The sequence below is a fragment of the Flavobacterium bomense genome (genome assembly GCF_003970355.1).
In genome coordinates, this window is sequence record NZ_RYDJ01000267.1 from 602 (window position 1) to 1059 (window position 458).

General features: G+C 39.5%; 1 pseudogene. It reads left to right on the plus strand.

Going from position 1 to position 458, the window contains the following annotated elements:
- Positions 1-458: pseudogene (locus tag EKL98_RS18360) on the plus strand (acyl transferase); the annotation flags it as partial.

The following is a 458-nucleotide window of genomic DNA, read 5'->3' on the forward strand; positions in this document are numbered from 1 at the left end:
CTGGACAAAACGTGATTCTAATTGGCGTAACTTATGCCTTGTTGGATTTAATCGAGAAATATCCTTTCCAGTTACAAAATACAATCATTATGGAGACCGGCGGAATGAAAGGCCAACGCAAGGAGATGATTCGGGAAGAATTGCACGAAAAACTTTGCCAAGGTTTTGGCGTGACAGCCATCCATTCTGAATATGGTATGACAGAATTGCTTTCGCAAGCTTATTCACTTGGAAACGGAGTGTTTGAATGTCCTTCTTGGATGCAAATTCTTGTTCGCAACACCGAAGACGCATTGACTTATGTTGAAGAAGGAAAATCGGGCGGAATCAATGTGATAGATTTGGCCAACATTAATTCGTGTTCTTTTATCGCGACTCAAGATTTGGGAAAAAAAAATCCCAATAATTCATTCGAAGTATTGGGTCGTTTTGATAATTCTGATATTCGAGGCTGTAAT